Annotated in this window: 22 protein-coding genes and 1 riboswitch; of the genes, 16 read left to right on the top strand and 6 right to left on the bottom strand. The window is 61.3% G+C overall.

Annotation, left to right across the window (positions count from 1 at the left end; all coding sequences use genetic code 11):
• Positions 1-30: 30 nt before the first annotated feature.
• Positions 31-1929, bottom strand: a complete 1899-nt coding sequence (locus NXC14_RS21340; protein ID WP_198175482.1) for an ABC transporter ATP-binding protein/permease — start codon at positions 1927-1929, stop codon at positions 31-33.
• A gap of 113 nt (positions 1930-2042) precedes the next feature.
• Positions 2043-2120: riboswitch (SAM riboswitch) on the top strand.
• 49 nt (positions 2121-2169) lie between these two features.
• Between NXC14_RS21340 and metA the strand changes: the two genes are divergently transcribed.
• The 6 genes from metA (at position 2170) to NXC14_RS21370 (ending at position 8062) form a co-directional block, all read left to right on the top strand.
• The gene (metA, locus tag NXC14_RS21345) at positions 2170-3093 is read left to right on the top strand and encodes a homoserine O-succinyltransferase (protein ID WP_085779827.1); all 924 of its coding nucleotides are present in this window, start codon (positions 2170-2172) and stop codon (positions 3091-3093) included.
• Between the two features lie 118 nt (positions 3094-3211).
• On the top strand, positions 3212-4234 hold the full coding sequence (locus tag NXC14_RS21350; RefSeq protein ID WP_085779828.1) for an aldose epimerase family protein: 1023 nt from the start codon (positions 3212-3214) through the stop codon (positions 4232-4234).
• A gap of 130 nt (positions 4235-4364) precedes the next feature.
• Positions 4365-5141 carry a GntR family transcriptional regulator gene (locus NXC14_RS21355; RefSeq protein WP_085779829.1) on the top strand — a complete coding sequence of 259 codons (777 nt, stop codon included), beginning with the start codon at positions 4365-4367 and terminating at the stop codon, positions 5139-5141.
• Positions 5134-6165: an SIS domain-containing protein gene (locus NXC14_RS21360; protein ID WP_085780237.1), complete on the top strand. Its 1032-nt coding sequence runs from the start codon at positions 5134-5136 to the stop codon at positions 6163-6165. The genes NXC14_RS21355 and NXC14_RS21360 overlap by 8 nt, the downstream gene beginning before the upstream one ends.
• Complete coding sequence (gene nagA, locus NXC14_RS21365; RefSeq protein WP_085779830.1) at positions 6165-7316, top strand: N-acetylglucosamine-6-phosphate deacetylase; 1152 nt, start codon at positions 6165-6167, stop codon at positions 7314-7316. The genes NXC14_RS21360 and nagA overlap by 1 nt, the downstream gene beginning before the upstream one ends.
• Before the next feature lie 17 nt (positions 7317-7333).
• A complete protein-coding gene (locus NXC14_RS21370) occupies positions 7334-8062 on the top strand; it encodes an SIS domain-containing protein (protein ID WP_085779831.1) in 729 nt (242 codons plus the stop codon).
• A gap of 49 nt (positions 8063-8111) precedes the next feature.
• Here NXC14_RS21370 and NXC14_RS21375 read toward each other — a convergent pair whose 3' ends face one another.
• From NXC14_RS21375 to NXC14_RS21390, 4 genes are read right to left on the bottom strand one after another with little or no spacing between them, the layout of a single operon-like run.
• The gene (locus NXC14_RS21375) at positions 8112-9308 is read right to left on the bottom strand and encodes an FAD-dependent oxidoreductase (protein ID WP_085779832.1); all 1197 of its coding nucleotides are present in this window, start codon (positions 9306-9308) and stop codon (positions 8112-8114) included.
• A 57-nt stretch (positions 9309-9365) separates the two neighbouring features.
• A complete protein-coding gene (locus NXC14_RS21380) occupies positions 9366-10166 on the bottom strand; it encodes an amino acid ABC transporter ATP-binding protein (protein ID WP_085779833.1) in 801 nt (266 codons plus the stop codon).
• A 3-nt stretch (positions 10167-10169) separates the two neighbouring features.
• Positions 10170-10913, bottom strand: coding sequence for an amino acid ABC transporter permease (locus NXC14_RS21385; RefSeq protein ID WP_085779834.1), 744 nt, complete (start codon positions 10911-10913; stop codon positions 10170-10172).
• A gap of 9 nt (positions 10914-10922) precedes the next feature.
• The gene (locus tag NXC14_RS21390) at positions 10923-11840 is read right to left on the bottom strand and encodes a transporter substrate-binding domain-containing protein (protein ID WP_085779835.1); all 918 of its coding nucleotides are present in this window, start codon (positions 11838-11840) and stop codon (positions 10923-10925) included.
• 148 nt (positions 11841-11988) lie between these two features.
• Between NXC14_RS21390 and NXC14_RS21395 the strand changes: the two genes are divergently transcribed.
• Positions 11989-12657 (top strand): GntR family transcriptional regulator, encoded by a 669-nt coding sequence (locus NXC14_RS21395; protein ID WP_157131437.1) that lies wholly within the window; start codon positions 11989-11991, stop codon positions 12655-12657.
• A gap of 169 nt (positions 12658-12826) precedes the next feature.
• Here NXC14_RS21395 and efp read toward each other — a convergent pair whose 3' ends face one another.
• A complete protein-coding gene (efp, locus tag NXC14_RS21400; protein WP_064696465.1) occupies positions 12827-13396 on the bottom strand; it encodes an elongation factor P in 570 nt (189 codons plus the stop codon).
• Positions 13397-13543: 147 nt separating this feature from the next.
• Here efp and epmA point away from each other — a divergent pair, with 147 nt between their 5' ends.
• The 9 genes from epmA to NXC14_RS21445 all read left to right on the top strand — a co-directional run bounded on the left by epmA (position 13544) and on the right by NXC14_RS21445 (position 26452).
• A complete protein-coding gene (gene epmA, locus NXC14_RS21405; RefSeq protein ID WP_085779837.1) occupies positions 13544-14605 on the top strand; it encodes an EF-P lysine aminoacylase EpmA in 1062 nt (353 codons plus the stop codon).
• A complete protein-coding gene (locus NXC14_RS21410; RefSeq protein ID WP_085779838.1) occupies positions 14602-15654 on the top strand; it encodes a lysine-2,3-aminomutase-like protein in 1053 nt (350 codons plus the stop codon). Before epmA ends, NXC14_RS21410 begins: the two co-directional genes overlap by 4 nt.
• 263 nt (positions 15655-15917) lie before the next feature.
• A complete protein-coding gene (locus NXC14_RS21415; RefSeq protein ID WP_085779839.1) occupies positions 15918-16169 on the top strand; it encodes an acyl carrier protein in 252 nt (83 codons plus the stop codon).
• On the top strand, positions 16169-17350 hold the full coding sequence (locus NXC14_RS21420; RefSeq protein ID WP_085779840.1) for an acyl-CoA dehydrogenase family protein: 1182 nt from the start codon (positions 16169-16171) through the stop codon (positions 17348-17350). Before NXC14_RS21415 ends, NXC14_RS21420 begins: the two co-directional genes overlap by 1 nt.
• Before the next feature lie 4 nt (positions 17351-17354).
• The gene (locus NXC14_RS21425; RefSeq protein WP_085779841.1) at positions 17355-18263 is read left to right on the top strand and encodes an amino acid--[acyl-carrier-protein] ligase; all 909 of its coding nucleotides are present in this window, start codon (positions 17355-17357) and stop codon (positions 18261-18263) included.
• Positions 18254-19231 carry a DUF1839 family protein gene (locus NXC14_RS21430; protein WP_198175483.1) on the top strand — a complete coding sequence of 326 codons (978 nt, stop codon included), beginning with the start codon at positions 18254-18256 and terminating at the stop codon, positions 19229-19231. Before NXC14_RS21425 ends, NXC14_RS21430 begins: the two co-directional genes overlap by 10 nt.
• A gap of 16 nt (positions 19232-19247) precedes the next feature.
• Positions 19248-21728: a glycoside hydrolase family 2 protein gene (locus tag NXC14_RS21435; protein WP_085779842.1), complete on the top strand. Its 2481-nt coding sequence runs from the start codon at positions 19248-19250 to the stop codon at positions 21726-21728.
• A 42-nt stretch (positions 21729-21770) separates the two neighbouring features.
• Positions 21771-22949, top strand: coding sequence for a glycosyltransferase family 4 protein (locus NXC14_RS21440; protein WP_085779843.1), 1179 nt, complete (start codon positions 21771-21773; stop codon positions 22947-22949).
• Positions 22950-23140: 191 nt separating this feature from the next.
• Positions 23141-26452, top strand: a complete 3312-nt coding sequence (locus tag NXC14_RS21445) for an alpha/beta fold hydrolase (protein ID WP_085779844.1) — start codon at positions 23141-23143, stop codon at positions 26450-26452.
• Positions 26453-26473 lie beyond the last annotated feature (21 nt).

Genomic DNA, 26473 nt, shown 5'->3' on the forward strand with positions numbered 1-26473 from the left:
GCAGGTAAAACTCCTGCTGATGGGGAGGTCTTAAAGCGCCGGCGCGGGGACGACGGCTGCGCCCGCACTGGCGCTGGCGCCGGTGGTCTGGGCGACCTGCTGCTGCGGCTCTTCAGATCTCGAAGGCAGAGCCTGCAGATGCAGCACCCGCGGCTGCAGCGCCTCCAGATAGGTTTCAGAGCGGCCGATATAGATCATGCCCGTTTCGGGTATCGAAGTCAGCACGCTGCACATCGTCTCCTGCCATTCCGGCTCCATGCCCTCGAGCACTTCGTCGAAGATGATCCAACGCGGGCGCACCAGCAGCAGGCGCGCGAAGCCGATCGCCTTCTGTTCATCGCTGTCGAGCAGCTTGTCCCAGCGGGCGCGGGTATCGAGCCTTGCGATCAGAGAGTGCAGGCCGGCCTTTTCAAGGGCCGCCTCGACGGCAGCCTGCTCGTAGGCATCCGGGCTTTCGGGGAAGGCAAGCGCCTCGCGCAAAGTGCCGCCCGGAATATAGGCAATCTGCGGAATGAACAGCATGTCGTCGATCGGCGGCAGACCCATCGTGCCGCTGCCGCACGGCCAGAGCCCGGCCAAGGCCTGGAACAGCAGTTTGCGGTTGACGCTATGATCGCCGTTGATCATGATCTTTTCGCCGGCCTTGATCACGATGTCGGTTTCACGCAGGCGAAAACCGCCGCATTCCTCGATGTCTTCGCCGATTTTGGCATTGATCACCACATCCTTCAGCGTCAGCCTGTCGGGGGTGGTGTTTTCATAGGCGATGCTGCCCTTCACACCAAAGTCCTCGTCCATGTCGAGCAGCGCCTGGCGGAAGTCGGTGACGCGCATCAGCGTGGCACGCCATTCGGCGATCGGGCCGAAATTGGCGACATACCAGCGCAACGCCGTATTGACTTGGTTGAAGGCGCCGACCGACATCATCAGCTGCCCGAGGGTGAGGCCGCCGGAAAAATAAGCGGGTGCGGCAACGATAATGGGGATAACGATCACGAGCCAGCCGTAGCCGGCCGAAACCCAGGTGAGATTGGTGTTGGCCATGGCGAGCCGCTTGACCACCCTCAGCACCGAACTGATGTCGGTGTTGATGCGCCGGCGTTCATTCTCTTCGCCGCGAGCGACGGTGATTGCCGGCATGTTCTCATTGGCATGCATCAGCGTGAAACGAAGCTCGGCCTCCTTCGAGAACCGGTCGGCATTGAGCTTGACCAGCTTGCGGCCGACGACCTGACTCAGCACCGAGGCGGAGGCGGCATAAAAAATCGCTGCCCAGACCATGTAGCCTGGAATGGAGAAGCTGTGGCCGCTGATGTGGAAGACGAAGCCGCTCGACAGCTCCCAGAGCACGCCGATGAAGCTCACCAGAAGAATGGTTGACTGTAAGAGGCCGAGAACGAGCCCTGTCGTGCTTTCGGCGAGGTTACGGGAATCCTCGTGAAGGCGCTGGTCGGGATTGACGCCGATCAGGCCGCTCGAGGCGAGCCGCAGCGCCCGCTTGCGCTTCAGCCATTGATTGACGAGATCGCGCGACAGGCCCTCGCGCATATAGAGCGCGGTCATCTGGTTCAGCCAGGCCTGCAGCACGTTGAGCAGCAGCAGCGTGCCGGCGATCATCGCAAAGATTTCGAGCTGGTGGAAGAATTCGCCGAGATCGCGGCGCTCGAGCGAATCATAGAAGGGGGCGTTCCACTCGTTCAGAATGACCTGGCCATAAGCTGTCAGAAGGATGACGAGGATCAGCACTGTTGCCAGAAACAGCACCTTGCCACGCACTTCAGAATTCCAGAATGCCGAGAACATTACTCCGAGGCGATATGTCAGGCTGAAGTCGTAACCAACCTTATCCTGCCTCCTGGTGCCCGGCCTCCCCTCAATCTTATCTGCCATCATGCTTTTCCAAACCGCCCATACTGTCATTATTAACATGGTGGCGTTACCGGTCTATCAACAGATTTTATCAGTCATTAAACTGTGATGATTCTTGACGCTCCGCTCCTGCATGCATTCGGAGTTGATTCGCGGCTCAACTGGGACTAATTAAGGCACTCCGTGGTGATTTGGCCGGCCGGCTTGCAGCCACGTTAAAGAAGTCGCTAAAGGGCCGCGTGCGGACCGGTAGCGATTTTTTCGCCGCCGGTTTTTTATTTTCGATCGAGTTGACCGCAAATGCCCATCAAGATCCCCGATACGCTGCCCGCTTTCGAAACCCTGGTTCAGGAAGGTGTGCGGGTGATGACCGAGACGATGGCGATCCGTCAGGATATAAGACCGTTGCAGATCGGCCTGCTCAACCTGATGCCCAACAAGATCAAGACCGAACTGCAGATGGCCCGCCTCGTCGGGGCTTCGCCGCTGCAGGTGGAGCTGTCGCTCATCCGCATCGGCGGCCACAAGGCGAAGAACACATCCGAAGATCACCTGCTCGCCTTCTACCAGACCTGGGAAGAGGTGAAGCAGCGCAAGTTCGACGGCTTCATCATCACCGGAGCGCCGATCGAGCTTCTGCCCTATGAGGACGTTACCTATTGGGCAGAGATGCAGGAGATCTTTAATTGGACCGAGACCAACGTCCATTCGACGATGAACGTCTGCTGGGGCGCGATGGCGGCGATCTATCACTTCCACGGCGTTCCGAAATATCAGCTGAAGGAAAAGGCCTTCGGCGTCTACCGGCACCGAAACCTGAAGCCTTCATCCATCTATCTGAACGGCTTTTCCGACAATTTCGAGGTTCCGGTGTCGCGGTGGACCGAGGTGCGCCGCGAAGATATCGAGAAATCCGCAAGCCTGGAAATCCTAATGGAATCCAGCGAGATGGGCGTATGCCTCGTGCACGAGAAGAGGGGCCGGCGGCTCTACATGTTCAACCACGTCGAATATGATTCCACCTCGCTTTCGGATGAGTATTTCCGCGATGTGGATGCCGGCGTGCCGATCAAGATGCCGCATAATTACTTCCCGCATAATGATCCGACGCTTGCGCCGCAGAACCGCTGGCGCAGCCATGCGCACCTCTTGTTCGGTAACTGGATCAATGAGATTTACCAGACGACGCCCTATGACGTCGAAGAGATCGGCATGGATCTTTGACCGGCATTTCTTTCTGACCTGCCCGGTTGCGGTTTGGAGCAAATGCGGGCAGGTTCCGGTCCGGAACTCTATAGCGCCGCGCGTCTTATCGGACGCGCAAAGGAACGGACGGTCGATTATGTCGGATAAGTTGGAGCGGGATGTTTTCGGGCAGACGAAGGCGGGCGAAACCGTCTATCGCGTCGTCATCAATGGCGGCGGCCTGACGGCCAAGATCATCACCTGGGGCGCGGTCATCCAGGATCTGCGCCTTGCGGGACATGACGCGCCGCTGCAGCTTGGCTTCGAGGAGTTCGACAACTACCCGCTCTACTCGGCCTATTTCGGCGCAACGCCCGGCCGCTGCGCCAATCGCATCGGCGGCGGCAGGTTCACGCTCGACGGCAAGGATTATCAGCTCGAGCGGAACGAAAACGGCGTGACGCATCTGCATGGCGGCAGCGACAACATCGGCAAGCGCAACTGGACGATCGTCGAGCATGACGTCGACCGGCTGGTGATGAAGATCGTCGATCCCGACGGCCGCGCCGGCTACCCCGGCAATTGCACCATCCAGGCGATGTTCCGGGTGCATGGCAACGGCGAGCTGTCGATCACCTACGAATCCACCAGCGACCAGCCGACGCTCGCCAATGTCTGCCAGCACGCCTATTTCAATCTCGACGGCCGCGACGATGCGCTGGGCCACGACATCATGATCGCCGCCGATCACTATTTGCCGACCGACGAAAAGCAGGTGCCGACCGGCGAAATCCGGCCCGTTGCCGGCACTGAATTCGATTTCCGCGAGATGGCTCCGATGAAGCGTTTCGTCGGCAATGAACAGGCATTGTACGACCATAATTTCTGCCTGTCTCGCGAACGCACCGCCAAGCGGACTGTGGCACTCGCCCGCAGCCTCTATTCCGGCGTGTCGCTGGAAGTGCGCAGCACCGAGCCGGGCGTGCAGTTCTATGCCGGCTTCAAGCTCAATACAGGTGCTCCCGGCCTCGGCGGGCGCAAATACGGCCCGTTCGCCGGCTTCTGCCTGGAAACGCAGGTCTGGCCGGATGCCATCAATCACGAAGGCTTTCCGAATGCGGTCCTGCGCCCCGGCGAAGTGCTGCGCCAGGAGACGGACTACATCTTCACCAAGAGCTGAGCATTCTAGAGACGCACGGCTGTCAAATTTGACCGTTATGAACCCTCTTCGGTTTGCCGGAGAGGGTTTTTTTATGCCTTGTCCGATTCAGACTTGCCGATTGGTTCTATATAGGTTCTATTGTCTGCCCATGGATAGAACCAGTCTAGTAGCTGAACTCAATAGACGCGGCCTGCGCGACGAAGCGTTGGCCGGGCCGCTCTACAAGCGGCTGGCGCAGGCGCTGACCAGCCTCATTCAGGAGGGCTTGCTGAAGGCCGGCACGGCGCTGCCGGGCGAGCGCGACCTTGCCGAGGCTCTCAAGCTTGGCCGCGTCACCGTGCGCGCTGCCTATCACGACCTGATGGCGGCGGGCGCACTGGAATCACGCCACGGAAGCGGTACTTTCGTATCGGGTAGGGTGGAGCGCATGGAACAGTCGCTCTGGCGGCTTTCCTCCTTCTCCGCCGACATGCGCTCGCGCGGGCGTCTCCCGGCCGCACGCATCTTGTCGCGCGAGGTCAACACGCCGTCTCCGGAGGAATCCTTTCTGCTCGGCCTCGGCGCCGGCGAACCGGTTCTGAGACTCGACCGTCTGCGCCTCGCCGACGGCCTGCCGCTGGCGATCGAGCGGGCCGTCGTGCCGGTCAAGTTTCTGGGGGAGAACGCCGGCGGCGAGGGATCGCTCTATGATGCGCTGGCGGCGAATGGCCACCGACCGGTGCGTGCGCTGCAGCGGCTGACCGCCGTCACGCTCGATGCGTCCTATGCCGCGATGCTGAACGTCAAGGCAGGCGCACCGGCGCTTCTGATCGAACGTGTCTCGCGCCTGGAAGACCAGCGCGTCGTCGAATATACCCGCTCGCACTACCGCGGCGATGCCTATGATTTCGTTGCCGAATTGAGAATTGGAGATGACCATGAGTGAGAACCAGTCGCTGATGCTGCAGGAAGCCGGCCAGTCGCCGGTGGTGGTGGCCACGCTTCTCGAAAAGGAAAAACCGGTCTTTGCGGAAATCGCCCGGCTGTTTTCGTCCGCCCGCCCGAGCGTGGTGACCACGGCGGCGCGCGGCTCCTCGGACCACGCCGCCACCTTCTTCAAATATCTTTTCGAGATCACCTGCGGCGTACCGGTCGCATCGGTGGGACCGTCAATCGCTTCCGTCTACGGCGCTGCCCTCCATCTGAAGGGCGGTGTGCATTTCACCGTTTCGCAGTCGGGGGCCAGCCCTGACATCGTGGCTTTGCAGGAGGCGGCGAAGAAGGGTGGGGCGACGACCATCGCCGTCGTCAACGTCACCGACAGCCCGCTTGCCAAACAGGCCGATATCGTTCTCGGTCTTAACGCCGGCGCGGAAAAAAGCGTGGCGGCGACCAAATCCTTCATTGCCTCCGTCGCCGCCCTTTCCGGCGTGACGGCCGCGATCGGCGGCGCGTCCGGCCTGCAGGCAGCGCTTGAAAAACTGCCGGAGGCGCTTTCGGCGACCGCAGGTATCGAAACGGCGGCGGTCGAGGAGGTGCTGTTCCATGCGACCTCGCTCTATACGGCCGGCCGCGGCCCGGCCTTTGCGATCGCGCTAGAAGCGGCACTGAAGGCGAAGGAAACCTCCGGCCTGCATGCCGAGGCCTTTTCGCTAGCGGAACTGATGCACGGTCCAATGCGCCTGGTGCAGCCCGGCTTTCCGATCGTCGCCTTCGCGCCTGACGATGCGGCCTTCGCCAATAACGGCCAGGCGCTGGAGCGGCTGCAGAAGCTCGGCGCCACCACCGTCGGTTTTTCGGCACAGCCGCTTCCCGGCATCAATCTGCGCGTGCCGACGACGGGCAATGGCCTGATCGATCCGCTGGTGTCGCTGCTCGTCTACTACCGGCTGATCGAATCGGTGACACGCCGCAAGGGCTTCGATCCCGACCGGCCGGCGAACCTACTCAAGGTGACGGAGACGATCTGATGGTCCGCAAGATCTTCGTCGGCGCCCGCATCTTTGACGGCGAGCGCTTCCATGACGACAAGGCGCTCATCGTTGCCGACGGCCGCGTCGAAGCGATCATCGCGGTAAACGACCTGCCCGATGGCGAGACGGTCGCTCTTGCGGGCGGCATCCTGTCGGCCGGCTTCATCGATGCGCAGGTCAATGGCGGCGGCGGCCGAATGTTGAACGATGAGCCTTCCCCAGCGTCGATGGATATCATCGCCAGCGGGCATCGGCCTTACGGCACGACGTCGCTGCTGCCGACCTTGATCACCGACACATCCGAGGCGACCAGTGCCGCTATCGAAGCGGCGAAGGAGGCTGTGAAAGAAAACCGCGGCGTCGCCGGCCTGCATCTCGAAGGCCCGCATCTGGCGCCAGCCCGCAAGGGCGCTCATTTGGCCGAGCTGATGCGGCCGGTGGAGGATAGTGACATCAAGGCCTTCATCCGGGCACGTGAGTCGATCGGCACGCTGCTCGTCACCATCGCCGCCGAGCAGGTGACGGTCGCCCAGGTGCGCGAGCTTGCCGAAGCCGGCGTCACCGTCAGCATCGGCCATTCCGATTGTTCCAGCGAGGCGGCGGAGGAACGGTTCGATGCCGGAGCGCGCGGGGTCACGCATCTCTTCAACGCGATGAGCCAGATGGGCCACCGTGCTCCGGGCCTGGTCGGCGCGGCCATCGATCATCCCGCATCCTGGTGCGGCATCATTGCCGACGGCCATCACGTCGATCCGAAGGCCCTGCGCACGGCGCTGCGCGCCAAGCGCGGCGAAGGCAAGCTGTTCTTCGTCACCGACGCGATGTCGCTTGTCGGCTCGCAACAGGACTCGTTCACGCTGAACGGACGCACCGTTCGGCGCGAAAGGGGCGGCTTCTGCTCGAAGCTCGTGCTTTCCGACGGGACGCTCGCCGGCTCCGACGTCGATATGATCTCGGCGATCCGCTACGGCGTCACCTATCTCGACCTGACGCTCGCCGAGGCCTTGCGCATGGCGACCCTCTATCCCGCGCGTTTCCTGAGGCTTGCCGATCGTGGCCATCTCTCGCCGGGCGCGCGCGCCGATCTCGTACATCTGACAGATGCGCTTACTGTCACCGCCACCTGGCTTGCCGGCGAGGCAGCCTGAACGCAAGGAGAAGCGGGATGACCGACATTACCGATGCCTATTTCTCCAACCTGATCGGCCGGCTGGAGACGTTGAGGCAGGCGCTCGCCGAACCGATGGCGCAGGCCGCGGCGGTCATCCTCGATGCCGCCCGCGACGACAAGCGCGTCTATGTGTTCGGCACCGGCCATTCGCACATGCTGGCGGAAGAGGTGCACTACCGCGCCGGCGGGCTCGCCTTCACCGTGCCGGTGCTTGTCGGCTCCGCCATGCTGCATGAGGGCGCCGTCATCAGTTCGGTCTATGAGCGCACACAGGGCCTTGTGCGGCCGATGCTGGAGCGTTACGGCATGCAGCCGGGCGACGTTATCATCATCGCCTCCAATTCGGGTGTGAACGCCGCGCCGATCGAGGCGGCCGACTATGCGCGCGACATCGGCGCAAAGGTCATCGCCATCACGTCGATCGCCTATTCCTCGGCGATCGCCAATGGTCGCCGCCGGCTCGCCGACGTCGCCGACGTGGTGCTCGACAACGGATTGCCGCCGGGTGACGCCGTTGTCGATCTCGAAGGAACAGGACTTCGGGTCGGACCGGTCTCGACGGCGGTCGGGGTGACCATCATCAATGCGATCTTTGCCGAAGTTGCCTCGGAGCTTTCGAAAGCCGGCGATGCGCCGGTTTATCTCAGCGCCAACATGCCGGGTGCAGCCGAGATCAACCAGAAGCTCGTCAAGAAATACCGGCCGCGCAACCCGCATCTGTGAGATCGAGGATAAAGGCCTGCTGATGTCGCAGGCACGATTCGTGACGCGATCAAGCGGCAAGAATAGAGCTGACCATGCGGGCTGTCCGCGGTGCCAGCGTAAAGCCGATATGCCCGTGTCCAAAAGCAAACACGACATCCCTTCCACCTCTTGAAGGCCGGATGACGGGAACGGAATCGGGCATGGAAGGGCGAAAGCCCATCCAGCTCCGGCTTGGTTCACCAAGCGTCGGGAAGATCCTGCGGGCGTTTGCCAATAACACTTCGAGGCGCCTCGGGTTCGAAGGCGCGGTGAGGCCTCCGAGTTCCACGGTGCCAGCGACGCGCAGCCGGCCACGCATCGGGCAAAAGTAAAATCCATGATGCGTCGGACACACCGGTCGTTCCACCGGCGGTGTTTCCATATCGAATTCCAGATGATAGCCACGCTCGGTGTCCAGGGGTATGTGCTCTCCGAGCTGCAGAGCCAGACCGCGGGAATGAGCGCCGGCGGCGATCACCGCGGCTCGGGCGCGAATGCTGTGGGCTGAAGCCATCATCCTCACGCCGTTCCGCTCCCGCGAAATCGATATCACGGAGTCCCGGACGAACTTGACGCCCGCTTGTCTGGCGGCGGCTTCCATCACGCTCATGACCTCGCCAGGATCGGCGAAGTTTATCGCCTTCGGAAAGAAAAGCCCGCCGCCGTGGGCCTGCGGCAGCCGAGGCTCCAGGCTATGAACTTCATCGGGGGTGAGAAGCTGCTGCGCGATCCCGTAGTTTCGGCGAAGCTGGACATCCGAAGCGGCCGCCTTGAAGGCCTCGGGAGTCTGGTAGAGGTAGAGGCATCCTTTCGCGCTCAAGAGATCGGAGGCGCCAATCTCTGCTGCAAGCTCGAGCCATTCCGATGAAGCGTCGGACAGAAGGTCGGCGATGCGGCTCGCATTGTCTCTGTATCTGTGAGGAAGGGATTCGTAGGCAAAACGCATCAGCCATGGAAACAATGTCGGCAATGCCGCCTTGCGGATGGACAGCGGGCTGTCGGCATTGAGCAGCAGCGAGGCCAGGTTCTTCAGAACAGCAGGCGTGCCGACGGGAATGATTGCATAATCGGCGATCGTTCCGGCATTGCCGTAAGATGCGCCCGAACCGGGTCTGTTGGGTTCGATCAGGACGACATCGCGACCGTCGGCACGCAGCCGCAGAGCGGTTGCCACGCCGATCACGCCGCCGCCGATGACGGCGATATCTGTTGTTAGCTTGTTCATGAGATGTGGATTTATCTTTTAGTGAAACGAGGCTTGGATGCCTGATCAGACCAAGAGCTAACCTGGCGAAGCGTAGCGCGCGACATAGGCGGCCGTGCGTGCTTCCGTTGGGCGGTCAAGCACATCTGCGGCGGTTCCCTGCTCGATGATAAGGCCGCCGTCGATGAAAACGACCCAATCCGACACTTCCTTCGCAAAGGGCAGCTCATGGGTGACGAGGATCATCGTCATGCCGTCGGCAGCAAGCTCCCGCATGACGCGGAGGACCTCGCCGGTCGATTCAGGATCGAGCGCCGATGTCGGCTCGTCGAACAGCAAAACCGTCGGTTCCAGCGCCAAGGCGCGTGCAATCGCCGCACGCTGCTGCTCGCCGCCCGACATCTGTTCCGGATAGGCCATCGCCCGTTTGGCAAGGCCCACTCTCGTCAGAAGTTTCACGGCCCGTTTCACAGCCTCTTTCTCGCCGATCCCGGCTGCGTGCATCTGAGCGAGAACGACGTTCTCGACGGCCGTCAGATGCGGGAACAGATTGAAACGCTGAAACACCATGCCGACGCGCTGCCGAAGCTTTGCAAGATTGCGGCAGGTCACCTGGCCGTCGGCGAAGATCGTCTCATCGCCGACGCTGATCGTTCCCTCATCGGGACGTTCAAGCAGATTGACGCAGCGCATGAGAGTGGTCTTTCCTCCGCCGCTCTGGCCAATGATACTTATGATTTTGCCGACAGGAACCTCGAGATCGACGCGGTCGAGCACCAGGCGCCCATCGAAAGACTTGCGCAATCCGCTAATTTTGACGGCGGGGCGACCGGCCGGCTGGTTTGATACGAAGACGGTTTTGGCAGGAGTGGTCGTCATGGGTCAGACTCTCCCCTGGGCGAGATAGGTTCTGGCTAACTTGAGCCGTCGCCTTCTGGCCAATGACAATGGCGCGCCGGCATGGATCTTGCGCTCCAGCAGAAGCAGACATTGTGACACCGGGTAGCAGATGGCGAAATAGGCCGCGGAGATCACGAGATAAACTTCAAGCGCCCGGAATGTTTCCGAGGCTATCAACTGTGCTTGCGTCATCAGTTCAGCAGCGGAGATCGTCACAAGCAGCGAGGTCGATTTGATCAAGTCGACGAACATCGTATTGGTGCCGGGAAGCGCCAGCCGAACCGCCTGCGGCAGGACGACATGGCTGAATGTCTTGCCTCGCCCTAGCCCGAGAGCTTGAGACGCCTCTTGCTGGCCTTGGTGTACGCCGGCGATAGCTGCCCGAAAGATCTCGGACAGATAAGCGGCGTAGAAGAGCACCAAGCTCAACACTCCGGCCTCGAAAACCTCCAGCCTGACGCCTACGGAAGGCAGGCCGAAGTAGGTGAGAAAAATGATCGCCAGAAGCGGTACGTTTTTAAAGAGCTCGGTGTAAAAGGCTGCGGGGACACGGACCAGGCGCAGCCGATTGAGCCTCATCAGCGCAAGGGCAAGACCAAGGATCGTCGCGCCGATGAACCCGGCCACGGTGTAGCCGAGGGTCCTGAGCAGACCCACGACAATGTTTCCGACGTAGTCATTCCAGGGCACCTGGAAAATATCGGTGAGGGATGACAACGCCGTCATGCTTCGATCTCACTTTTCGATGGAGGGCGGGTTCCAGTCGGCGGGACGGTCAACGCCGCGCCGCTGTGCCGCCATTTCGGGCGATGGAACCAGGAACTGCTTGGGATCACCGCCCCATTTCGTGATCAAGGCGGCAAGGGATCCGTCCTTGTACATGGCGTCGATCTGATCGGACACAGCCTTGGCCAGCTTCGGCGACTGCTTGGGAAGGTAGAATCCGGTCATGTAGGCCTGGAAGTATTTGTAATCGGGGTGAGCGGCCACCTGCTCGTTTGTCGGCGGCTTCAGGTATTCGATGCGTACCTTCATGTCGGGGCGCTGCTGTTGTTGATAGGTGATCAGCAGCGGATCGAGAAAGCCGACGTCCAGACGCCCGGAAGAAATATCCTGGAACACACCCTCGGCGCTCGGGAAGGTATGAGGTGACGCGTTAGGGACCTGCGCGATCGATTTCGCCCAGACATACCCCGTCACAGTGCCGAGATTCTTGCCTTCCAGGCTCGCAACATCCGGAAAACTCGTCGTGCCGCTTACGGCCATAGCCGGCGGCGAATAATACGGAGGATCCGTAAACAGGCCGACCTTCTGGCGCGCATCGGACCATGCAATTCCGCCAATGGTTATATCAGCCCGCTGCGTCTGCACGGAAGCGAGCATGCCTGGAAAGTCGGTGACGTTGATTTCCATCTTGAGACCAAGCTTATCGGCCACGGCCGTCAGGATATCGCTGTCGAGGCCGACCAGCTTTCCATCCTTGACCGCCGTATAGGGCATGTAAGGCTCGACCGTAACGACGAGCGTGCCCGGCTTCATCAGTTCCAGATCGTCGGCATTGGCCGCGGACGGCACAGCCGTCGCCAACAACCCCAAACCCAGGATTGCCAGAACGAACCCCTGCGCTTTTTTCGTCAATTCAGCATGTTTCATTTGAACCCCTCTTGGTCGTTATATATTGCTGATATATTAAGAATATGCAGACATGATATGAAGTCAAGCAGATTCGTTAACCGCCTTTTTTCTATGCGGAATAGTGCTTAGCTGCGCGGAAATGGACAGAGAGAGGAACGCGCCGAATATGTTCGAAGTGGATTACGAAGCGGCTGAATCAACGCTGGCGGAGCGGACCTATATTCGGTTGCGAGACGACATCATCACGACACTGCTTCCTCCAGGCACGCTTCTGCGGGAAGCCGAGATCATGAAACGCATGGAGGTCGGGCGCACGCCGGTCCGGGAGGCGATTCAGCGTCTGCAGTATGATGGTTTCGTTGTCGTCAGCGCGCGGCGCGGCACATTTGTCAGTAAGATCGATATCAATGATCTTACGGCGGTCTATGAGGCACGGGCTCGGATCGAGTCCTGGGCAACCCGACTGGCTGCGGAAAGGCTGCGCGAGTTCGAGCGGCAAGAAGCGCGGCAACTGATCGATGAGCTCAAGCAAACAACCGGTCCGATGGCGCTGGATGATATCCTTGCTTTAGATCGCCGGGTTCACCGCTTCATTTACAGGGTGGCGAAAAACCCTTTCTTGTCCGCTACGCTGGATCACTACCACAATCTGTCGCTGAGAATTTTGTACGTCGCCATGAAACGGTTTCCGACCTTGGTGCCGCGCCTCGAGGACGTGTTGCATGACCAGGTCCTCATGCTTGAGGCGGTATGCAGAGGGGATTCAGATGAAGCTGAAAAGATCGCAATGGCTCATGTCATGAGCTTCGAGAGCGAGGTCCGAAAGGTAATCTGATTCGGCTCTTGGAATTGGTGCAGCTTTGGCTGAGCGAAAATACTCCGGCAAACGAGCAGTCCGAAACAATCGCGCGCTGCGAGTGGACGCGGCATCGACACCTGCCTGCATTCCACATTTCAGTCAGAGGCCGGCGTGAGCCGGCCTCTTCAATCGATGAAAACCAGGATCAGTCCTTGGCGCGTTCGACGTAGGAATTGTCTTCCGTCGCGATGACGACGCGGGTGCCGGCGTCGATATGCGGCGGGACCGAGGTGCGGATGCCGTTGGAGAGCATGGCCGGCTTATAGGACGAGGATGCCGTCTGGCCCTTGACGACCGGTTCGGTCTCGACGATCTCGAGCGTGACGTGGCGGGGCAGTTCGAGCGCCAGCGGAATGCCTTCGTGGATCGACAGGATGCAGGTCATGCCTTCCTGCAGATAGGCCTTCTGGTCGCCCATGGTTTCCGCGCTGACGACCACCTGGTCGTAGGTCGCCGGGTTCATGAAGTGGAAACCTTCGCCATCTTCATAGAGGTACTGGAAGTTGACGTCTTCGACGAAGGCGCGCTCGACCTGTTCGGTGGTGCGCCAGCGTTCGGAGACCTTCACGCCGTCGACGATGCGGCGCATGTCGACCTGGGTGACCGGCGTGCCCTTGCCCGGATGAAAGTTCTGGGCGGTGAGAACGACGTAGAGCTTACCGTCCACGTCGAGAACGTTGCCCTTGCGGACCGAAGAGGCGATGACCTTGACCATAAGACTTCCTTGTAACTCGGCTTTCGGCGTCGTAGAGGACTGTCGAGACGCCCCAAGACGCAAATGTTTTTCTTTGGGGGCGCAACTAACCTAAAATCCGGGAAATAGCCACCCCCATACCGGCTTCTCCGGCGAAGAAAGCTTGGAATGAACTTTTCGGCCAAAGCGTCCCCCTGGTGGACCCCGTCCGTGCATGCCGACCGCCGCCCATTCCTGATCGGGCGCAATGCGATTCAGGCTGCGCTGCGCGGGTTTTTCGCGCGCGAGGATTTCATCGAGGTCGACACGGCGGTGCTGCAGGTCTCCCCCGGCAACGAAGCGCATCTGCATGCCTTCGCGACGCAAGCGATAACGACGGACGGTCAGGCGGCACCGTTCTATCTGCACACCTCGCCGGAATTCGCCTGCAAGAAGCTGCTTGCTGCGGGCGAACAACGCATCTCGTGTTTTGCCCATGTCTATCGCAATCGCGAGCGCGGGCCGTTGCACCATCCAGAATTCACCATGCTCGAATGGTATCGGGCCGGTGAAAGCTATGAGAGCCTGATGATGGATAGCGTGCGGATCCTGGCGCTGGCGGCCGAAACAGTGAAGACGGACAAACTTTCCTATCGTGGCAGCGAAAGCGATCCCTTCGCCGGGCCGGAGCGGATCAGCGTCGCAGAAGCCTTTGAGCGGCATGCCGGCATCGATCTTCTTGCCTCCGTTGCCGCCGACGGTTCGACGGATCGCGAGCATCTGGCGGCCGAACTCAGGCGTGTCGGCATGCGCGTCGCCGATGACGACGGCTGGGCCGATCTCTTCAGCCGGGTGCTGGTCGAAAAGATCGAGCCGCATCTCGGCTTCGGCCGTATCACCATTCTCGACGAATATCCGGTCTCGGAGGCCGCACTTGCACGTCCCTCGGCGCGCGACCCCCGGGTTGCCGAACGCTTCGAGCTCTATGCCTGCGGCGTCGAGCTTGCCAATGGTTTCGGCGAACTCACCAACGCCGGCGAACAACGGCGGCGCTTCGAGATCGAAATGGCCGAGAAGGCGCGGATCTATGGCGAGACTTACCCGATTGATGAGGATTTTCTTGCCGCGCTGTCGCTGATGCCCAAGGCAAGCGGCATCGCGCTCGGCTTCGACCGGCTGGTGATGCTGGCCACGGGGGCGTCGCGGATCGACCAAGTGCTGTGGGCGCCGGTTGCGGAGTACGGAAGATGAATGCCGTCAAACAGATCAAGAGCGTCGACGATCTCGTGAAGGCGGGGCTTGCCGCGCCTGCCGACCGCGCAGCGCTCGAGGCGGTCGCCGCGCGTTACGCCATCGCGCTGACGCCTACCGTCACCAGGCTGATCGATCACGCCGATCCCAGCGACCCGATCGGCCGGCAATTCGTGCCCGATGCGGCCGAACTCATTGTCGGGCTCGAAGAACGTGCCGATCCGATCGGCGATCACGCCCACAGCCCGGTCGAGGGCATTGTGCACCGTTACCCGGACCGGGTGCTGCTGAAGGCCGTGCATGTCTGCCCGGTCTATTGCCGTTTCTGCTTCCGCCGCGAAATGGTCGGGCCGCAGGGTCTCGGCGCGCTCGATGCGGCGGCGATGGAGGCAGCCTTCGATTACATCGGGAGTCATCAGGATATCTGGGAGGTCATCCTGACCGGCGGCGACCCGCTGGTGCTTTCACCGCGCCGACTCCGCGAGATCATGGAGGCGCTCGCTGATATTGCCCATGTGAAGATCGTGCGTTTCCATACGCGCGTCCCCGTCGTCGATCCGGAGAAAATCGATGCGGCGCTCATTGCCGCGCTGAAGGCAAGTGGCAAGACAATCTATGTGGCGCTGCACGCCAACCATGCCAGAGAGTTGACGATGGAAGCGCGGGCGGCCTGCGCGCGCTTGGTCGATGCCGGCATCGCCATGGTCAGCCAATCGGTGCTGCTCAAGGGTATCAACGACGACCCTGCGATTCTTGCCGAACTGATGAAGGCTTTCGTCGAAATCCGCGTCAAACCTTACTACCTCCATCATCCCGATCTCGCGCCCGGCACCAGCCATTTCAGACTGACAATCGAGGAGGGGCAGAGGATCGTCGCGGCGCTGCGCGGACGGATTTCCGGCCTCTGCCAGCCGACTTACATTCTCGACATCCCGGGCGGCCATGGTAAAGCCGTTGTCAGCGGAAGCACTGTTCGGACGACGGGCGACGGGTGTTATTCCATCTCGGATTACCGCGGCGGCGAGCATTCCTATCCGCCGGCTGACTGACCCGAGGTCGCGCTTTTGCGTATCATTTCTGTACTCGCCGCGTCGGAAGCCGCGTCGAGCATTTCCATTGAAATGATCTTAGTTCATTGATGTAAAATGAATATTCCTGCCGTCACCGGAAGGATCGTTAAAATCCTAACTATGAGGACCCATCATCTTTAACCCAACCTATTAGCGGAATGTTCTGTTTTCCGCACTAAAAGGACGCTCATGACAAGGCGATGAACGCCGGTTCGGGATCATGAGAACCTTGGAGTGATGGGATGAATAAGACAATCCGCGACCTCGTAGCCAAATTCGGCAAACTTCCTACGCCGGTTGACCAGATCGCCGACGACGCCGATCTTTATGCGGCAGGTCTGACGTCCTTTGCCTCGGTGCAGCTGATGCTCGGCATTGAAGAGGCGTTCGACATCGAATTTCCCGACAATCTGCTGAACCGCAAATCCTTCGCGAGCATCTCGGCCATCGCCAAGACGGTCGATATTATCCAGGATGGTCGGAAGGTCGCCTGATGAACTTCCCCGTCAAGATCATAGAGGACGGTCTTGTCGCAAGGGCCGCGCGTGTCGCCGAAGTTGCGGCGAGACATGCGGACGCCGTCGACATCGAAGGCCGCTTCCCGCGGGAAGCCGTGGATGCGATGAAGGCCGAGAGGCTGCTCGGCATTCAGGTGCCGCGCCAGCTCGGCGGTGAATCGGCCTCGACCACCGAAATCGCCGAATTATGCTCGATGCTCGGCCAGGCCTGCGCGGCAAGCGCCATGGTCTTCGCCATGCACCATATCAAGCTGTCCAGCCTCGTCGAACACGGCGCCGAGAGCGAATGGCACCGCGGCTTCATGCGCGGCATCGCCGCCGACCAGCTGCTGATCGCGTCGGCCACCACCGAAGGCGGCATCGGCGGAAACCTGCGCAACAGCATTTGCGCGATCGAGATCGACGGTGATACCTGCCGCCTCGAAAAGGATGCGACCGTCATTTCCTACGGCTCGCATGCCGACGCCATCCTTATCACTTCGCGTGCCCATCCGCAGGCGGCCTCCTCCGATCAGGTGCTGACGGCCTTCCTCAAGGACCAGTACACGCTCGAGAAAACGCATGTCTGGAATACGCTCGGCATGCGTGGCACCTGCTCCGACGGCTTCCTCTTCAAAGGCCAAGCGCCGGCGCGGCAGATCCTGCCGAAGCCTTTCGCGGAAATTGCCGCGCAATCCATGCTCGCTTCCTCGCACCTGCTCTGGAGCGGCGTCTGGTACGGCATCGCGGTCGATGCCGTCGCCCGCGCCCAAGCCTTTGTGCGCGCCGCTGCCCGCAAGGCGCCAGACGCCCAGCCGCCGGGCGCGATGCGCCTCGCCGAGGTCTCGAACCTGCTGCAGATGGTGAAATCCAACGTCGTTGCTGGGCTCAAGGCCTATCAGGACGCCAAATCAGACCCGGACAGGCTGTCGTCGATGGGTTTTGCGGTGGCGATGAACAACGTCAAGATTGCCTCTTCCGAGACGATCCTGGAGATCGTCAATCACGCCATGCTGATCTGCGGCATCATGGGCTACAAGAACGGCACGCCCTTCAGCCTCGGACGCCATCTGCGCGACGCCCATTCCGCACAGCTCATGATTTCGAACGACCGCATCCTCGCCAACACATCGAGCATGCTTCTCGTCCACAAGCAGGACACTAGCCTACTGGGGTAAAGCCATGGATATGCAGACCTCGTTTCTGGACCGGCTCTTCGAGTCCGGCCTGCTGATCGATACCGGCGTTGACGGTCTCTATGGCCGCAGCGGCCAGTTCGAAGATGTCATCACAGCCTTCGAACGGCTGATCGACAGGTTCGGCGGTGCCGACGGCGCCGAGGCGATGCGTTTCCCGCCCGGCATGAACCGCGCGCTCTTCGAAAAGAGCGGTTATATGAAAAGCTTCCCGCAGCTTGCCGGCACGGTGCACAGTTTCTGCGGCAGCGAGCTCGACCATATGAGCCTGCTTGAATGCATGGAGGTCGGCGAGGACTGGACCAAGGACCAGCAAGCGACCGATATCGTGCTGACACCGGCTGCCTGCTACCCGCTCTATCCGACGGTCGCCAAGCGCGGCGACCTGCCGAAGACGGGCGGCCTGTTCGATCTGCAATCCTATTGTTTCCGTCACGAGCCGTCCAAGGACCCGGCCCGCCAGCAGCTCTTCCGCATGCGCGAATATGTCTGCATGGGAACGGAGCAGCACGTCACCGATTTCCGTCAGAAATGGATGGATCGCGGTGTCGAGATGATGAAGCAACTCGGCCTCGATGTGACCATCGACGTTGCCAACGACCCGTTCTTCGGCCGCGCCGGCAAAATGATGGTCAACAACCAGCGTGACCAGAACCTGAAGTTCGAGCTGCTGATCCCGATTACCTCAGTTGCCAAGCCGACGGCCTGCATGAGCTTCAACTATCACCAGGATTCCTTCGGCCTGAAGTGGGGTCTCAATCTGGAAGACGGCAGCGTTGCGCACACCGCTTGCGTCGGCTTCGGCCTGGAGCGTATCGCGCTCGCCCTGTTCCATCATCACGGGCTCGACGTGAAGCAGTGGCCGGCCAGCGTGCGGAAAGCGCTATGGGGCTGATGAACTCAATGGCATCGGTTTTCCCGGGGATCAGACCGGAAAGCTACCGGCAGCACGCGCTGCATTCCGGCGAACGTGCCTGGCCGGAAACCAACTGCTATGTCGATCTCTGGATCGAGGTGCTGGCGACGGCGGGCGTCGCCCCTGAGGCGATGCTGGGCTTCACCCTGGCGCAGGATTTCGAGGGCGACCAGTTCACCTTCTTCAAGGTGCCGCTCGAAGATCTCGAAGCGCTCTACGGCATCCGCGCGACCGAGCTTGCGATCTACGACCGCGTCGAAAGGCATGTCGAAGTGCAGATCGCACGCGGTCGTCTCTGCTTGATCGAGATGGATTCCTTCTACATGCCGGATACGCGCGGCACCTCCTATCGGCAGGAGCATGGCAAGACGACGGTTGCAGTCAACCGGCTGGACGTTGCGGCAAAGCGCGTCGAGTATTTTCACAATGCCGGCTATTTCCGCCTCGAAGGCGAGGATTTCGATGGGCTGTTCCAGCAGCAGCTGACGGAGAACGACGCCCCCTTCCTGCCCTATACGGAATTTGCCCGGTTTCCGGAAAAGCCCGCCGACGAAGCGCATCTGCGCGCGACCGCACGGCGGCTTGCGGGTTTTCACTTCGCCAGGCGTCCCCGCGAAAACCCTATCCGCGCCTTCGCGCGCGTCTTCCCCCAGCAGGTGGAAGCGGTGGCGGAGCGGCCGTTTGGCTTCTTCCACAAATACGCCTTCAACACGCTTCGACAGGTCGGCGCCAATTTCGAGCTGGCGGCCGATCATCTGCTCTGGCTCTCTCCCGAATTTACGGCCGCCGCCGAGGATGCGCGACGCATTTCAGACGCGGCGAAGTCCGTGCAGTTCCAGCTTGCCCGCGCCGTTGCCCGCAGGAAGTTCGAGCCGCTGCAGGCGGCACTTGATCCGGCCGCCGATGCATGGGATTCCATGATGGCATCGCTTGCGGAGCGAATCTGAGGCTGGAGATCAGACAATGCGGGGGCGTTTGGCAAGCATCGGAGCCCGGGAAAGCGTGCTTTCCGAAGGCTGGAATCTGATCCTGACGGAGCCGGGTGCCTGCGCCGTACCACACGATATTCCTCTTTCCGCGCAGTTCATCCCTGCGCCCGTTCCCGGCACGGTTGCGGCAGCGCTTGAAAAAGCCGGGCTCTTCGATCGCGAAAATCCCGAACCGTTGAATACGAAAGACGCCTGGTATCTCTGCCGGCTTTTTGATGCGGAGCCCGGCGAAGCCATCCTGCGTTTCCGCGGGCTGGCCACGATCTGCAATGTCTTCCTCAACGGTCAGGAAATCCTCTTTTCCGAAAGCATGTTCACGGCGCATGAGCTCCCGGTGACGCTTTCGGGTGGCGACGAGCTGGCGCTCTGCTTCCGGGCGCTCGCCCCCCGCTTGTCCGAACCCGGTCCGCGGGCGCGCTGGCGGCCGCAGATGATCACGCCGGCGGGCCTGAAGAATTTCCGCACGACGCTGCTCGGCCATATGCCAGGCTGGTGCCCCGATATCCACGCCGTCGGGCCATGGCGGCCGATTTCACTGGTGCAACGCGATACCAAATCGATCGACAATGTCTGCATCCGCGCGGTACTGGAGGAAAGCGGCGCCGGCCGGCTGAGCGTTTCCTTGCATAACAATACAGAAGACCCGGCAATGCTGCTGCGCTGCGGCGGCATGGAACAGCCTTTCGAGAAGATCGGCGAAAATCATTATTCGGCTATCCTCAAGCTGTCCGACATCGAGCCCTGGTGGCCGCATACGCACGGCACGCCACGTCTCTACGATCTGACGCTGGTTTCCGGCGGCGAGGAATATTCGCTCGGCAGCACCGGCTTCCGGCGCATCGACGTCGACCGTGGTGCGGATGGCGAAGACTTCGCGCTCCTTGTCAACGGCGAGCGTGTCTTCTGCCGCGGCGCGGTCTGGACGACCGCCGATATTGCGCAGCTGCCGGGCGGGCGCGCGGATTATGAGCCGTTCTTGCGGCTTGCCTGCCAAGCCGGCATGAACATGATCCGCATCGGCGGCACCATGGCCTATGAGACGCCCGATTTCTTTGCGCTCTGCGACGAGCTCGGTCTGTTCGTGTGGCAGGATTTCATGTTCGCCAATTTCGACTATCCGCGCAACGACAAGGCTTTCCTCGGCCATGTGCATGCCGAGGTTGAGGAATTCCTGCACGGCGTCCAGGCGTCGCCTTCGCTCGCGGTTCTCTGCGGCGGCAGCGAGATTCATCAGCAGGCGGCGATGCTCGGCCTGCCCATGGAATTTTGGAGCGGACCGGTGACCGACGAAATCATCCCGGCCATCGCCGCGCGCATGCGTCCCGACGTGCCCTATGTGCCGAATTCGCCCTATGGCGGAGCGATGCCCTTTTCGCCCAATTCCGGCATTGCGCATTATTACGGGGTCGGCGCCTATATGCGGCCGATTGCCGATGCCCGCCGCGCCAATGTGCGCTTTGCCTCCGAAAGCCTCGCCTTTGCGCATGTGCCGCAGCAAAGGACGCTGCAGCGCCATCTCGATGTGCCCCCCGTCCACAGCCCGCTGTGGAAGGCGCGTGTGCCCCGCGATCGCAGCGCATCCTGGGATTTCGAGGATGTTCGCGACTATTATTTGAAGCTTCTTTACGGTTTCGACCCGGCCCGGCTGCGCCGCGAAGATCAGGAGCGCTACCTCGATCTTTCCCGCGCCGTGACCGGCGAGGTGATCGAAGAGACCTTCGCCGAATGGCGGCGCAAGGGCTCCGGCTGCAACGGAGCACTCGTCTGGACGCTGCAGGATCTGTTGCCCGGCCCCGGCTGGGGCGTGATCGATTCCACCGGCGAGCCGAAACCTGTCTGGTATGCGATGCGCCGAGCCTTCCGGCCGGTTCAGGCGATCTTCACCGATGAGGGAACCAACGGTCTCGACGTGCATGTCGTCAACGAGACGGACACCGATCTCGACCTGGAACTCGAGGTCTTCTGCCTCAGTGATGGAAAACAGCAGGTCGTCAGCGGCAACATGGCTTTCAAGCTGGCTGCAAGAGGCGCCGAACGCTTTGCCACCACCGCGCTGTTCGGCGCCTTCTTCGATACGACCTATGCCTTCCGTTTCGGCCCGCCGGCCCATGATGCCAGTGTGGCGCGCCTGCGCTCCCTCGCCGATGGCGTCGTTCTCGCGGAAAGCTTCAATTTCCCCTGCGGACGCGGAAAGGCCTTGCACGACGCCAGCATCGAGGCGTCACTCGGCAGAGACGGCGACAGCTGGGTCATCGATCTCAAGACCGACCGGCTGGCGCAATCCGTGCATATCGACGTCGAAGGCTACAGGGCCGACGACGACTGGTTCCATCTTGCTCCCGGCCGAGCACGGCGCGTGAAGCTCTCCGCGCTCTCCGGCACGGACAGCGATGTCCCGCCAACGGGCGAAATCAGAAGTCTAGGCAGTTCGCGTCGGGCCGGGTTCGCGGGCTGAGGCTCGCAGGGAACAATGCAAGCTCACCGGAAAGATCGTGATTTGAGAACGATATACCGCTATCTACGCGCCCATCTCCTGCAGCGGCTGATCCCGCGGTCGCGTCTCGCCTTCAATCCGCGCAAGCCGGTCGAAATCATCGGCTATTTCTCGATGCCCGTTGGTGTCGGTGAATCGGCAAGGCTTTGTGCCGGGGCGCTTTCCCAAGCGGGACGGGCGATTTCGCTCTCAGATGTCAGCACGCATCCGGATGAAAAATCCTTTGACGGCTGGGTGTCGTCGGACCTTCCGGCCGAACCGCCGGGAAGCCGTATCTGGCATCTCAACCCGCCGATGCTGCCGCGCGCCATCCTGAAGATGGGTGTCGCCAATTTCACCCGCGCCTTCAACATCGGCTATTTCGCCTGGGAGCTTGAAGTCGCGCCGGCGGAGTGGCGCAACGGGTTGCGCTACATGAATGCCGTCTTCGTACCCTCGGAATTCACCAGACGGACGATTGCACCGCTGACGGCGGCGCCCGTCATCGTGGTTCCGCATCCCGTCACCGAGAAGCCGGCCGCAGAGGGCATGCGGGAGAAGTTCGGCATCGAGAAAGATGCCTTTCTCGTCAGCTTCATCTTCAGCGCCGGCTCCTCGATCAACCGGAAGAACCCGCAAGCCGTCATCGAAGCCTTCAGACTGTTCAGCGCCGAATGCCAGAGCGCCTTTCTGCTGATGAAGGCGAGCGGTGATATCGGCAAGGATCAGGGATTACGCGAACTGATTGCTTCGGTCGCTGGCGATAGCCGTATCCGGATCATCACCGACAAGCTCTCGAATGCCGAGATCAACGGCCTCATCCGCTCTTCCAATGCCTATCTCTCGCTGCATCGCTCAGAAGGTTTCGGGCTGACGGTTGCCGAGGCGATCATGCATCGTACCCCTGTCATATCAACCGCTTGGTCGGGCACAGAAGATTTCTGCGACCCCGAGAACAGCTGGCTAGTCGCCTCTCCCCTCATCCCCGTCGTCGATTCCCATCCTGAATTTGCGGGGCTGCCGGGCGCGGTTTGGGCGGATCCTTCTCCCGAAATCGCGGCTGCGCATCTCGGCGACATCTTCCGTGCGCCCGAGCGCGCGCGAGAGAAGGCCGACAAGGCGCGCGAGTTCCTGCTGCGCTACCTCGCAGAGAACAGTTATGAGAAGGCGCTCCAGAAGCTGGCGGCGATGCAGGCGAGCTAAGGTGAGGTCACCACTCCGCTTTATTTTAACATTTTCGCATTAGTGATGACGGGCATGCGGCCGCAAAGCATGTTGCGCAAAAGTGTGCAGCAGTTTTGCGATAACGACATGCGTAAAACAAAAACCTAAAGCGCGAGGAGCGAATCTGAAAGATCGCGACGCGCTTTAGGCTGATCCCCGCGGATGGACAGATGTCGAAGGGTATTATCGCAAATTCGGTGATGAATGCGGCGGCAGGCATGCTGCTGCTGCTGACGGGCTTCGTCTCCTCGATCATCACCGCGCGCCTGCTTGGGCCGGAGGCCAACGGCATCGTTGCCTTCTCGCTGTGGCTGGTGATGACGGGCGCCTCGATCGCCGAACTCGGCTCCAGCATCACGCTGCTCAAGACCCTGCCGCAGCTTTCGGCGGAGGGCTATGACGCGCGCCGCCGGCGAGGCTTTGCCGCCATCCTCGTCAGCTTCATGATGTTTTCGACAGTGCTGCTGCTGGCGCTCTACGCCCTGTTCTTCCTGACTTCGGAGGAGATGCACTGGGCAGAAACCGCGCCCTCCGTTGCGCTCGTCACCGGCGCGCTGTTTTTCATCCAGGCGATCGGATCTTTCGTCAAATTCTACCTGATCGGCGAAAAGAAGCTCGGCAGCTTCTTCAAGCTGACCGTCGCCGTCTCGATAATCCAGCTCGCTGGGGTCGCCACCGGCGCCGTGCTCTATGGCGTCGAGGGCGTTCTCGTCGGTTATGCGCTCGGCCAGCTCGTGCTGTTTTTCGCCACACTGCCGATCCTTCTGGCGCGGCGCGACTGGTGCGGGGTTTCACTCAAGTACCTCGCTTCCTCCTCCATCATCCTGTCGATCCAGTTCATCATCGATTCTATCTTTCTCAACCGTCTCGAACTGCTCTTCCTGCAGCAGTTCTGGTCGGTGGAAATGGTCGGCTATTATGCGGTCGGCCTGTCGATTGCCAATATCGCTCTGCAACTGCCGATCCAGATGACCGGCAGCCTGCTGCCCTATTATTCCGAACGGCGGCACAGCAGCGACGATTCGACCTTGCCGGTCGAGGTCTTCGCCGCCGTCACCCGCAGCATGGCCTATATCGTGCTGCCGATGAGCCTCGGGCTGGCTGCCATCTCCAGCGAACTGGTGCTCGTCGTGTTCGGGGAAGCCTTCCGCCGCAGCGGCACGGTGGTCGCGCTGCTCGCGCTCGTCGCTCCCGCCTATACATTCATGCAGATCCTCAGCCTCTATCTGCTGTCGATGGACAAGGCCCGCTCCCGCCTCAACATCAGTGTGATAGGTGGCATCCTCATGGTAGCGGGTTGTTTACTGATCATACCTAGGCTTGCCGCCGAGGGGGCCGCAATCGTACGCATTCTCGTGTTCGTTGCGATGTCGGTGATGATGATCAGACAGACAGGATTCGGGTCCCAGCTTTCGGGTCTCTACGCAAGCCTGACGAAGGTGACGCTCGCCTCCGTCTTGTGCGCCTGCGCGGCGATTTCAGTGCTGGAATTCGTCCATGGCCCGATCGGTCTTATCTTCGCGATAATCGCCGGCACGATTGCGCATTTCGCCGCACTCCGAGTGCTGCGCGCCGTGCCCGTCGAGGATGTCGAGGTGATGCGTTCCATTGTCGAAAAAATGCCGTCGGCACTGCGGCGGCAGGTCAGCCGCGTAATCGACTTCATTGCACCGGGGCGCCCCGGCGATCCAGACCGCGCCAAGGTGGCGCCCGGCGAATTTTCGCTCGAACCGGCTGAGGGTGCCGGACGCAGCGCCGCCCTGCCCGTTGTCTTCGATGGGACGATCGGGCTGTTCATGCCTGAGAATCCTGAAGCTGCCAAGCGCTCGGCCGCGGTCCTTTTCGTCAGTCCATGGGGCTTCGAGGAGATGTGCAGCCGCAAGTTCTTCCGGGTCGCGGCTGAACATTTCTCCGATATAGGCGTGCCCAGTCTGCGTTTCGATTATCGCGGCACCGGCGATGCGCTCGATTTTGGTGCGCTGCCGGCAAGGCTGGAAACCTGGGAAAACTCCATCCGCGCGGCGGCCGCCAAGCTGAAATCGCTTACCGGCTGCGACCGCATCATCCTGATCGGCCAAGGTCTCGGCGCGACCCTTGCCCAGCGGATCGGCTCCTCGATCGAGGGCGTCGATAGCCTCGTCATGCTGGCGCCGGTGCTGAGCGGCCGCGCCTATCTGCGTGAGCTCAACATGTGGTCGAAGATCATCGACGCCGATCTCGGCCTCGGCCATGAGCATGTGCAGGCTGCAAAGGTGCAGATCGCCGGGCTCGTCATGCCGGAAGAGATCGCCGCCGAGCTCGGCAAGCTCAACATCGTCGCGCCGCAGGGGCTGGCGGCGTCCCGCTATCTGATCCTCGAACGCCCTGTTAGGGCCGAAGATACTGGCTTTGCCGATGCGCTGCAGGCGCTTGGCGCCAATGTCGAGCAGAAAGTGTTCGACGGCTATGACGAACTCGTCACCAATCCGCTCTTCGCCAAGACACCCATGGCTGTGGTCGAGCTTTTGACGGCCTGGCTGAAGACGGCGACCGCGGAGACATCCGCCGTTCATTCGCCGGCCGCGATCGAAACCATCCCGCTTGCCGGCGACGGTTTCCTGGAAACGCCGGTGCGTTTCGGAAGTCACGATCATCTGGTCGGTGTCGTCAGCCGACCGCTTGGCGAGATCAGGGGCAATGCCGTGCTCTTCCTGTCGACCGCCTATGACCGGCATGCCGGCTGGGGACGGACAACGGTGGACATGGCACGCGAACTCGCGCGCCATGGCGTCGTTTCGCTGCGCTTTGATTCCGCCAATGTCGGCGACAGCCCGCCGCGGCCGGATGCGCCGGAGCAGGTGCTGTATTCGATGACGCAGACCGCCGATGCGATCGCCGCGCTCGATCTGCTCGAAAATGTCGTTGCTGGCCCTATCATGGTCGCCGGCCGCTGCAGCGGCGGCTATGTAGCTTTCCGCGCCGGCGTCGCCGACGAGCGGCTGAAGGCGGTCGTCTCGATCAATCCCTTCGTCTATTACTGGGATCCGAAGGTGCCGGTGCGCCGCGAGCATGTCGTCTCCGTTCCCCGCAGCCTCGACGATTACGGCCAGCGTCTGGCGCGGCTCGACACGTTGAAGCGGCTGCTGCGCGGTCAAGTCGACGTGGTGTCTGCGCTGCGCAATATCGTTATCGCCGGTGGCCGGCGGCTGTCGCCCTTCGTCGCGCCATTGCTCGAACTGCTTCCCGACCGGCGCCATATTGCCCGTGAGATCCGGCAGTCCTTCGCGCTGTTCGGCAAGCGAAAGGTGCCGCTGACACTGATCTACAGCGAAGGCGACGTCGGCCTCGACCATGTCTATTTCCATTTCGGCCCGCGCGGCGCCAGGCTTTCCCGCTATCCGAACGTGCGGCTGCTGATGCTGCCGGATGCCGACCACAATCTGACGCCACCGCAATCGCGCAAATTCGTCCTCGACGAGATCATTCGTCTCGCGCGGGCGTAAGCGGATCTTCTGTCGGGGTAG

The sequence above is a fragment of the Rhizobium sp. NXC14 genome (assembly GCF_002117485.1).
GTDB lineage: Bacteria > Pseudomonadota > Alphaproteobacteria > Rhizobiales > Rhizobiaceae > Rhizobium.

Bases quoted from the DNA above. Each gene is read 5' to 3' on its own strand.
- NXC14_RS21340 (WP_198175482.1), bottom strand. From the start codon at position 1,929: ATGTTAATAATGACAGTATGGGCGGTTTGGAAAAGCATGATGGCAGAT.
- metA (WP_085779827.1), top strand. From the start codon at position 2,170: ATGCCCATCAAGATCCCCGATACGCTGCCCGCTTTCGAAACCCTGGTT.
- NXC14_RS21350 (WP_085779828.1), top strand. From the start codon at position 3,212: ATGTCGGATAAGTTGGAGCGGGATGTTTTCGGGCAGACGAAGGCGGGC.
- NXC14_RS21355 (WP_085779829.1), top strand. From the start codon at position 4,365: ATGGATAGAACCAGTCTAGTAGCTGAACTCAATAGACGCGGCCTGCGC.
- NXC14_RS21360 (WP_085780237.1), top strand. From the start codon at position 5,134: ATGAGTGAGAACCAGTCGCTGATGCTGCAGGAAGCCGGCCAGTCGCCG.
- nagA (WP_085779830.1), top strand. From the start codon at position 6,165: ATGGTCCGCAAGATCTTCGTCGGCGCCCGCATCTTTGACGGCGAGCGC.
- NXC14_RS21370 (WP_085779831.1), top strand. From the start codon at position 7,334: ATGACCGACATTACCGATGCCTATTTCTCCAACCTGATCGGCCGGCTG.
- NXC14_RS21375 (WP_085779832.1), bottom strand. From the start codon at position 9,308: ATGAACAAGCTAACAACAGATATCGCCGTCATCGGCGGCGGCGTGATC.
- NXC14_RS21380 (WP_085779833.1), bottom strand. From the start codon at position 10,166: ATGACGACCACTCCTGCCAAAACCGTCTTCGTATCAAACCAGCCGGCC.
- NXC14_RS21385 (WP_085779834.1), bottom strand. From the start codon at position 10,913: ATGACGGCGTTGTCATCCCTCACCGATATTTTCCAGGTGCCCTGGAAT.
- NXC14_RS21390 (WP_085779835.1), bottom strand. From the start codon at position 11,840: ATGAAACATGCTGAATTGACGAAAAAAGCGCAGGGGTTCGTTCTGGCA.
- NXC14_RS21395 (WP_157131437.1), top strand. From the start codon at position 11,989: ATGTTCGAAGTGGATTACGAAGCGGCTGAATCAACGCTGGCGGAGCGG.
- efp (WP_064696465.1), bottom strand. From the start codon at position 13,396: ATGGTCAAGGTCATCGCCTCTTCGGTCCGCAAGGGCAACGTTCTCGAC.
- epmA (WP_085779837.1), top strand. From the start codon at position 13,544: ATGAACTTTTCGGCCAAAGCGTCCCCCTGGTGGACCCCGTCCGTGCAT.
- NXC14_RS21410 (WP_085779838.1), top strand. From the start codon at position 14,602: ATGAATGCCGTCAAACAGATCAAGAGCGTCGACGATCTCGTGAAGGCG.
- NXC14_RS21415 (WP_085779839.1), top strand. From the start codon at position 15,918: ATGAATAAGACAATCCGCGACCTCGTAGCCAAATTCGGCAAACTTCCT.
- NXC14_RS21420 (WP_085779840.1), top strand. From the start codon at position 16,169: ATGAACTTCCCCGTCAAGATCATAGAGGACGGTCTTGTCGCAAGGGCC.
- NXC14_RS21425 (WP_085779841.1), top strand. From the start codon at position 17,355: ATGGATATGCAGACCTCGTTTCTGGACCGGCTCTTCGAGTCCGGCCTG.
- NXC14_RS21430 (WP_198175483.1), top strand. From the start codon at position 18,254: ATGGGGCTGATGAACTCAATGGCATCGGTTTTCCCGGGGATCAGACCG.
- NXC14_RS21435 (WP_085779842.1), top strand. From the start codon at position 19,248: ATGCGGGGGCGTTTGGCAAGCATCGGAGCCCGGGAAAGCGTGCTTTCC.
- NXC14_RS21445 (WP_085779844.1), top strand. From the start codon at position 23,141: ATGTCGAAGGGTATTATCGCAAATTCGGTGATGAATGCGGCGGCAGGC.